Source organism: Sulfuritalea sp., from assembly GCF_031426875.1.
Classification (GTDB): Bacteria; Pseudomonadota; Gammaproteobacteria; order Burkholderiales; family Rhodocyclaceae; genus Sulfuritalea.
Genome location: NZ_JASJPC010000012.1, coordinates 174,317 through 182,998, shown reverse-complemented (window position 1 = coordinate 182,998; position 8,682 = coordinate 174,317). Strand labels below are relative to the sequence as shown.

Sequence of the window (8,682 nt, the reverse complement as noted above, 5' to 3'; positions counted from 1 at the left end):
AACTCCGCCTTGCTTTCACTTCCTTCAGCGGCTCCGCATGCAGCAGAGAGGGGCGATTATAGGGGGCCATTTTCAATGTGTAAACCCCTTCTCGTTTTTTTCTTTCCGATGTTGATGAAATTCTTCGCAGAGCCCGCATCGTAGAATCTCCCGCCATGATTCCATATGCCCTGATTCGGCCCTTGCTCTTCACACTCGACCCCGAGCGCGCGCATGAATTGACGCTTGGCCTGCTCGCCATCGGCGGGGCTCTGCGTTTCGGGCAGGCCGCCACGGCAGGCGCCAACGCAGTCGACGTCATGGGCCTGCGTTTTCCCAATCGTGTCGGTCTGGCGGCGGGCCTCGACAAGAACGGGACGGCCATTGATGGACTCGCGCGCCTCGGCTTCGGCTTCCTGGAAGTGGGCACGGTCACGCCGCGCCCCCAACCCGGCAACCCGAAGCCGCGCCTGTTCCGGCTGCCGGAACACCAGGCCATCATCAACCGCATGGGTTTCAACAATGCAGGTATCGACGCGCTACGCGAGCGATTGGCGCATGTGGGTTACCGCGGCATTCTCGGCATCAACATCGGCAAGAACTTCGACACCCCTATAGAAAAGGCGGTAGACGACTACCTGATCTGCCTCGACAAGGCCTATCCGCTGGCGAGCTACATCACCGTCAATATTTCCTCGCCCAATACCAAGAACCTGCGCCAGTTGCAGGGAGCATCGGAACTTGACGCCCTGCTGGGTGCGCTCAAGTCCCGGCAAACGGCGCTGACCGATCGGCACGGCCGCTACGTACCGCTGGCGCTCAAGATTGCACCGGATCTCGACTCGGGCCAGATCACCAGCATTGCCGACGCGCTCAAACGCCACCGGATCGACGCCGTCATCGCCACGAACACCACGCTTGGCCGCGAAGGCGTCGAATCATCGCCGCTCGCCGCCGAAGCAGGCGGTTTGTCCGGCAGTCCGCTGTTCGACAAGTCCACGGCGGTGATTCGCGATCTGGCACAGGCTTTGGCCGGGGAATTGCCGATCATCGCCGCCGGCGGCATCACCAGCGGTGTTCGCGCACGAGCCAAACTCGACGCCGGCGCCGCCCTGGTGCAACTCTATAGCGGACTGATATACCGGGGCCCGCAACTCGTCGCCGAATGCATTGAAGCCACCGGCAAGGCCACGCGGCAGTAAAATCGACATCCTTCTTGCGCAAATACCATTAAAGGCGAGATAATTTGATCTCCACCAATTGTTGCGGACTACGCGCTGCGCGCTGCGCATCATGACCAGCTATCTCTTCATCGTTCTCGGCGCCGTCCTCGTAAACAACGTCGTTTTCGTGCGCATTCTCGGCTTGTGTCCGTTCATGGGCGTATCCAAGAAGCTGGAAACTGCGCTCGGCATGGGGGCTGCCACGACCTTCGTCCTGACCATGGCCTGCGGCGCCAGCTTCGTCATCGATCGCTGGCTGCTGATACCCAATCATCTGGAGTATCTGCGCACGCTGTCCTTCATCGTGACGATTGCCGCCATCGTGCAGCTCACGGAACTGGTGATCCAGAAGACCAGCCCGCTGCTGCACCAGGTGCTTGGCATTTACCTGCCGCTGATCACGACCAATTGCGCGGTACTCGGCATCCCGTTGCTCAACGTCAGCCTGCGTCACAACTTTCTTGAGTCGCTCCTGTTCGGCTTCGGCAGCGCGGTCGGCTTCACGCTGGCGTTGATCCTGTTCGCCGGCATACGCGAACGTCTCGAAGCGGCCGACGTCCCGGTGCATTTCCGCGGCACAGCGATCGCCATGATCACGGCGGGCCTGATGAGCCTGGCCTTCATGGGTTTTGCCGGCCTGGACAAGTACAGGTAGGACATGCTCGAAGCCCTGCTCGTCATGGCGCTGGGCGCCATTCTGCTCGGTGCTGCGCTCGGCTACGCCGCCGTGCGCTTCCGTGTCGAAGGCGATCCGCTGGTCGAAAAGATCGACGCCATCCTGCCGCAAACGCAGTGCGGCCAGTGCGGCTTTCCTGGCTGCAAGCCCTACGCCACAGCCATCGCCAAGGGCGAAGCCGAGATCAATCAATGTCCGCCGGGGGGCGAGGAAGGCATCCACAAGCTCGCCGACCTGCTGGGCCGCGAGTTCAAGCCCCTTTCCGCCGAACACGGCATCGAGAAGCCGAAATCCGTCGCCGTCATCGACGAGCAGGCCTGCATCGGTTGCACGCTGTGCATCCAGGCCTGCCCGGTGGATGCCATCGTCGGCGCCGCCAAGCAGATGCACACGGTGGTGACCAGCCAGTGCACAGGTTGCGAGCTGTGCCTGCCGCCCTGCCCGGTCAATTGCATCTCCATGGAACCGATCGGCGAGAGCGTCGAAACCTGGAAATGGAAGTACCCGGTGATCAAGATCACACCGGTGCAGAAGGAAACCGCATGAGCGTGTTGCAGCGCCTGTTCGGCTTTCACGGCGGCGTCAAGCCGGCCTACAACAAGGAAGCGTCGACCACCCAGCCTATCGCCGTGGCGCCAACGCCAACTCTTCTGGTGATCCCGCTCCATCAAAGCATCGGCGGACCTCCGCGACCCCTGGTTGCTGCAGGCGATCGCGTGTTCAAGGGCCAGCGCATCGGTGCCGCCGACGGCAACGTATCCTCTGCCGTGCATGCCTCGACTTCTGGCACGGTGGTCGCCGTCGAGATGCGCCTGATGCCGCATACCTCGGGGCTTTCCGCCCTGTGCGTGGTGATCGAACCGGATGGCCGCGACGAATGGATCGTGCGCCAGCCCTTCGATTTCCGCGCCGCAGCGCCGCACCAGACCCGCGACTACCTGCGCGACGCTGGCGTCGTCGGCCTCGGCGGCGCGGTGTTCCCCAGCTACCTGAAACTCACGGCGGGCAAGCAGGGCAGGCTCGATACACTGGTCCTCAACGGCGCCGAATGTGAGCCTTTCATCACCTGCGACGACGTCCTCATGCGCGAGCGCGCCGAGGCCATCCTCAAGGGCGCCGCGATCATGCGCGAGATGCTCGCCGCGGGCCGGGTCCTGATCGGCATCGAGGACAACAAACTGCAAGCCATCGCCGCGATGGAAGTTGCCACCCGCGCTGCCAATCAGGCCGCCGGCGATGAGGCGATGCAGGTGGTTTCCGTGCCGACACGCTATCCGGCGGGCGGCGCCAAGCAGCTGATACGGGTCCTGACCGGAATCGAGGTGCCGCATGGCGAGCGCTCGACAGAATATGGCGTGCAGTGCTTCAACGTCGGCACTGCGTATGCGATCTACGAGGCCATCGAGCTGGGCCAGCCGCTGATTTCGCGCATCGTCACGGTCGCCGGCAACGTCGGCAACGCGCGCAATTTCGAAGTGCTGTTCGGCACGCCGATGCGCGACTTGATCGCCCTGTGCGACCCGCTGCCCGACAGCGACCGCGTGATCATGGGCGGACCGATGATGGGTCTGCTGATGCCGGCTAACAGCGTACCGGTGGTCAAGGCCACCAACTGCATACTGGTCGGCTCGAAAAAGCTGTTCCCGCCGCCGCCGCCCGAGATGCCCTGCATCCGCTGCGGCGAATGCGCCAAGGTCTGCCCGGCCGACTTGCAGCCCTTCGAAATGTACTGGTTCTCGCGCGCGAAGATTTTCGGCAAGGCACAGGAATACCATCTATTCGATTGCATCGAATGCGGTTGCTGCGCCTACGTTTGCCCCTCGCGAATTCCCCTGGTCGACTACTACCGCTTCGCCAAGAGCGAGATCTGGGCGCGTGAAGTGGAGAAGGAATCCGCCGATCAGGCACGCGAGCGCTACGAGTTCCGCCTGCTGCGCGAAGAACGCGAACGGCAGGAAAAGGCTGCCAAGCTTGCGGCAAAGACCGCTGCCGGGCGCGAAAAGGCCGCCGCCGCGCTGGCCGAAGCGCAAAAGCCAGCTGCCACACCCGAAGAGGATGCGAAGAAGGCTCTGATCGCCGCGGCGCTGGAACGCGCCCGTGCCCAAAAAGAGCAAGTGCAGCCGGAGAACGTCAGCGACCTGACGCCGGAACAGCAGGCCGAAGTCGCCGCCATCGAAGCGCGCCGCGCCGAGATCCGCGAAATGGCCAAGCCGCACCTGCGGCAGGACGACTGAACAACAGCGTGATCCCCTCGTGAACAACTCGCCCTATTTCCTCAAACCCGCCAGCGTGCAATCCGTGATGCTGCGCGTGCTGCTGGCGCTGCTGCCCGGCATCGCCGCCTACGTCTGGTTCTTCGGCGCGGCGATCCTGGTGCAGATCGCCCTCGCCTCGGTGACGGCCCTGGCCGCCGAAGCCGTGATGCTCAAGCTGCGCGGCAAGCCGCTAATGCTGTTCCTCGGCGACGGCTCGGCGCTGGTCACGGCCTGGCTGATCGCGCTGACCTTCCCGCCCATCGCGCCCTGGTGGCTGACCGTGGTCGGCGTGCTTGCCGCCATCGTGGTGGCCAAGCACCTCTATGGCGGCCTCGGCCAGAACCCCTTCAATCCGGCCATGGTCGCCTTTGCGTTGATGATCGTCGCCTATCCCTCGCTGATGTCGCAGTGGCCGGCCGTTGGCATCACCGATTTCGCGCCGCAATGGAACGCGATTTTCGGTGCACGCCAACTCGATGCGATGACCATGGCCACCCCGCTTGATGCCCTGCGTACCGCGTTGCACACGGCCGACGCGCGCGCCACTGTGGCCGGCGTGCTAGGCCACGAAGCCATGTTCGGCAACATCGGCGGCAAGGGCTGGGAATGGGTGGCCGCCGGCTACGTCCTCGGCGGCGTTTATCTGCTGCAGCAGCGCATCGTCACCTGGCACATGCCGGCGGCCTTCCTCGCCACGCTGCTGGCGGTCTCCGGTGCCTTCTCGCTTTACGACGCCGCGCACTTCGCCGGGCCGAGCTTCCATATCTTCACCGGCGGCGCCATGCTGGGCGCCTTCTTCATCGTCACCGACCCCGTCTCCGGCTGCACCACGCCGCGCGGCAAGCTGATCTTCGCCGCCGGCATCGCCCTGCTGACCTGGATCATCCGCACCTTCGGCGCCTATCCCGACGGCATCGCCTTCGCCGTGCTGCTGATGAACATCGCCGCGCCGCTGATCGACATGTACACCCAGCCGCCGGTGTTCGGACACAAGGGCAAAGGGAGAACTCCCGATGAGTGAACCCATCGAAGTCGCCCGCCGCGAATCCAGCGTGCTACGCATATCGGTGCGCACGGCCGCCATCATGCTCGCCTTCACCCTCATCTTCACAGCGCTGATGGCCGGGACCTACAAGGCCACGGCACCCCGCGTAGCGGCCAGCGCCCTGGCCGAAAAGTTGCGTCTGATCGGCGAAGTGCTGCCCGCTGCCAACTACGACAGCGATCTGATGGCCGATGCCATCACGCTGGCGCCGCAACAAGCGCTCGGACTCGACGTGGACACCCGCCTCTGGCGCGCGCGCAGGAGCGGCATTCCCGTCGCGCTGGTGTTGGAAGCGGCGGCGCGCGACGGCTACTCGGGCCGCATCGGCCTGATCCTGGCCGTCGCCGCCGACGGCAAGCTGCTGGCAGTGCGCGTCACGGCCCACAAGGAAACGCCCGGCCTGGGCGACTACATCGACCCGAAGAAGGACCGCAACAAGAAGCGGCCCTGGATCACCCAATTCAACGACCTCGGTTTCGACAGCGTGCCGCGCGACAAATGGCGCGTGAAGAAGGACGGCGGTCGCTTCGACCAGATGAGTGGCGCGACGATTTCTGCCCGCGCCGTAACCAATGCCAGCGGTCGCGCCCTGGCCTGGACCCTGGAACACCGCGACAAGTTGTTTGCCCTGCCGGCCAACAGTCGCTTTGAGGAAAAGAAACAATGAGCCCCCACGCTCACATTCGTTCGCTGCCCCCCGAGGGGGCGCATGCCTCCCTTGGGGCGGCCCTGCGGGAGACAAAGCCATGAGCATCTACAAAGACATCGCCTGGAACGGCCTGTGGAAACAGAACAGCATCCTCGCCCAGTTGCTCGGCTTGTGTCCCTTGCTGGCGGTCAGCACCAACCTGGTCAACGCTGTCAGCCTGGGCCTGGCGACCATCCTGGTCATGCTGCTGTCCAACTTCGCAATCTCGGCGCTACGTGCCCTGATCCCCTACGAGATTCGCATTCCGGTGTTCATCCTGATCATCGCGGCACTGGTCACCGTGGTCGACCTGGCCTTCAATGCCTTCCTGCATGACATGTATCTGGTGCTCGGCATTTTCATTCCGTTGATCGTCACCAATTGCATCGTGCTGGCCCGCGTCGAAGCCTTCGCCGCCAAGAACGGCCTGCGCTCGGCGACCCTCGACGGCCTGATGATGGGCGTCGGCTTCGTCTGGGTCATCGCCCTCCTGGGCGCGGTGCGCGAGTTTGTCGGCCAGGGCACGCTGTTTTCGGGCATCGAGATGATCTTTCCAACGCTGTCCGGCATCCAGATCCTGCCGGCTGACTATCCGGGCTTCCTGATCGCCATGCTGCCGCCCGGTGCCTTCTTCGTCCTCGGCTTGCTGATCGCCGGGCGCAACTGGCTCGATGCGCGCGCCAACCAGCAAGTACGCGAGCATCGCCAGCACGACCAGCCGCCCGCCCCGTCCTCGATCCCAGCATGAGCCCGAAGAAGGTTCGCGAGTTCTTTTCGCGCCTTGCCGCGGCGAACCCGGAACCGAAAGGCGAACTCGAATATGCCACGCCCTTCCAATTGCTGGTGGCCGTGGTGCTCTCCGCCCAGGCCACCGACAAGGGCGTCAATCGCGCCACGCGCGCGCTGTTCCGCGACCATCCGACGCCGCAGGCCATCGCCACGCTGGGCGAGGAAGGCCTGATCGACTACATCCAGACCATCGGCCTCTTCCGCACCAAGGCAAAGAACGTCGCGACCCTTTCGCGCCTGTTGCTGGAACGCCACGGCGGCGAGGTGCCGCACGAGCGCGCTGCGCTCGAAGCCCTGCCCGGCGTCGGCCGCAAGACCGCCAACGTGGTGCTCAACATCGCCTTCAAGGAACCCACGATCGCGGTCGACACGCACATCTTCCGCGTCGGCAACCGCACCGGGCTGGCGCCGGGCAAGACGGTCGAGGCGGTCGAACAGAAGTTGCTCAAGGTCGTGCCGGCGGAATTTCGTCTGCATGCCCACCACTGGCTGATCCTGCTGGGCCGCTACACCTGCAAGGCGCGCTCGCCGGACTGCGTGCATTGCGGCGTATTCGACCTGTGTGCCTGGAAAGAGAAGAATGTTTAACCCGTCCCGCGACCAGGCGCGCCAGTTCCTGATCGATGCCTGGGCCAAGCACCGCAACCGGCTGCCGGGCACGGCGATGGAAGCCCTGGCCGCCGACCTGGTCGCCCTGCATCCCGAGTACCACGCCCTGCTCGAAGCCGAGGACGCGCTGACCCGCGAATGGACGCCGGAACAGGGCGAAACCAACCCCTTCCTGCACCTTTCGCTGCACCTGGCGATCGAGGAGCAGCTTTCGATCGACCAGCCGCCCGGCATCCGTGCCGCCTTCACCCTGCTGCAAAGCCGCCGCGCCGACCGCCACGAAGCGCTGCACGACGTGCTCGAATGCCTCGGCGAAATGCTCTGGCGCGCCCAGCGCAGCAAGCTGCCGCCGGATGGCGATGCCTACCTCGACTGCGTCAGACGCGCGTAGGAGCCAGCTTGCTGGCGATATGCCTTGACGCATAGCGCTGCCATCGCGAGCAAGCTCGCTCCTACGCGGTACGGTGAATTCGCCAAGAGTCGGCGCTGGCACTACGGCAAACTGCGCGGCGACAAAACCCCCGCTCTGGGATAATCTCTTGCTTCAACCCTGAAAGAAAACATCATGCGCTTTGAAGGAACCGACACCTACGTTGCCACGCCCGACCTGATGCTCGCGGTCAACGCCGCGATCACCCTGCAGCGCCCGCTGCTGATCAAGGGCGAGCCCGGCACCGGCAAGACCATGCTGGCCGAGGAAGTCGCCGGCGCTCTGGGCGTGCCGCTGCTGCAATGGCACATCAAGTCCACCACCAAGGCGCAGCAGGGCCTCTACGAGTACGACGCGGTGTCGCGCCTGCGCGATTCGCAGCTCGGCGACGAGAAGGTCAAGGACATCAGCAACTACATCGTCAAGGGCGTGCTGTGGCAGGCCTTCGAGCAGGGCAAGCCCTCGGTGATCCTGATCGACGAGGTGGACAAGGCCGACATCGAATTCCCCAACGACCTGCTGCGCGAACTCGACCGCATGGAATTCCACGTCTACGAGACGCGCCAGACCGTGCGCGCCGTGGTGCGGCCTATCGTCATCATCACCTCGAACAACGAAAAGGAACTGCCCGACGCCTTCCTGCGCCGTTGCTTCTTCCACTACATCAAGTTCCCCGACAAGGACACCATGGGGCGCATCGTCGACGTGCATTTCCCCAACCTGAAAAAGGATCTGCTGCGCGAAGCCATGGAAGTCTTCTTCGAACTGCGCGAGGTGCCCGGCATGAAGAAGAAGCCCTCGACCTCGGAACTCATCGACTGGCTCAAGCTGCTGGTGGCCGAGGACATCCCGCCGGAAGCCCTGCGCTCCAAGGACCGCAAGACCGTGGTGCCGCCGCTGGCCGGCGCGCTGCTGAAGAACGAGCAGGACGTGCATCTGTTCGAACGGCTGGTGTTCATGGCCAAGCACAACCGGTAAGCACTTACCG

General features: G+C 64.1%; 10 protein-coding genes. All 10 read left to right on the top strand.

What is annotated here, in order from left to right:
* Positions 1 to 158: 158 nt before the first annotated feature.
* The 10 genes from RMO95_RS06530 (at position 159) to RMO95_RS06485 (ending at position 8,672) form a co-directional block, all read left to right on the top strand.
* A complete protein-coding gene (locus RMO95_RS06530) occupies positions 159 to 1,181 on the top strand; it encodes a quinone-dependent dihydroorotate dehydrogenase (protein ID WP_310449795.1) in 1,023 nt (340 codons plus the stop codon).
* 91 nt (positions 1,182 to 1,272) lie between these two features.
* Entirely contained in the window at positions 1,273 to 1,857 is a 585-nt protein-coding gene (gene rsxA / locus RMO95_RS06525; protein WP_310449789.1) for an electron transport complex subunit RsxA, read from the top strand.
* Positions 1,858 to 1,860: 3 nt separating this feature from the next.
* A complete protein-coding gene (gene rsxB / locus RMO95_RS06520; protein WP_310449788.1) occupies positions 1,861 to 2,424 on the top strand; it encodes an electron transport complex subunit RsxB in 564 nt (187 codons plus the stop codon).
* A 2-nt stretch (positions 2,425 to 2,426) separates the two neighbouring features.
* Complete coding sequence (rsxC, locus tag RMO95_RS06515; RefSeq protein WP_310449794.1) at positions 2,427 to 4,112, top strand: electron transport complex subunit RsxC; 1,686 nt, start codon at positions 2,427 to 2,429, stop codon at positions 4,110 to 4,112.
* Positions 4,113 to 4,131: 19 nt separating this feature from the next.
* Positions 4,132 to 5,154, top strand: coding sequence for an RnfABCDGE type electron transport complex subunit D (locus RMO95_RS06510; protein ID WP_310449787.1), 1,023 nt, complete (start codon positions 4,132 to 4,134; stop codon positions 5,152 to 5,154).
* Positions 5,147 to 5,845 (top strand): RnfABCDGE type electron transport complex subunit G, encoded by a 699-nt coding sequence (locus tag RMO95_RS06505; protein WP_310449786.1) that lies wholly within the window; start codon positions 5,147 to 5,149, stop codon positions 5,843 to 5,845. Before RMO95_RS06510 ends, RMO95_RS06505 begins: the two co-directional genes overlap by 8 nt.
* 79 nt (positions 5,846 to 5,924) lie before the next feature.
* Positions 5,925 to 6,614, top strand: coding sequence for an electron transport complex subunit E (locus RMO95_RS06500; RefSeq protein WP_310449785.1), 690 nt, complete (start codon positions 5,925 to 5,927; stop codon positions 6,612 to 6,614).
* Positions 6,611 to 7,243, top strand: a complete 633-nt coding sequence (nth, locus tag RMO95_RS06495; protein ID WP_310449784.1) for an endonuclease III — start codon at positions 6,611 to 6,613, stop codon at positions 7,241 to 7,243. The genes RMO95_RS06500 and nth overlap by 4 nt, the downstream gene beginning before the upstream one ends.
* Positions 7,236 to 7,655, top strand: a complete 420-nt coding sequence (locus RMO95_RS06490; protein WP_310449783.1) for a DUF1841 family protein — start codon at positions 7,236 to 7,238, stop codon at positions 7,653 to 7,655. Before nth ends, RMO95_RS06490 begins: the two co-directional genes overlap by 8 nt.
* 174 nt (positions 7,656 to 7,829) lie before the next feature.
* A complete protein-coding gene (locus RMO95_RS06485; protein ID WP_310449782.1) occupies positions 7,830 to 8,672 on the top strand; it encodes a MoxR family ATPase in 843 nt (280 codons plus the stop codon).
* Positions 8,673 to 8,682 lie beyond the last annotated feature (10 nt).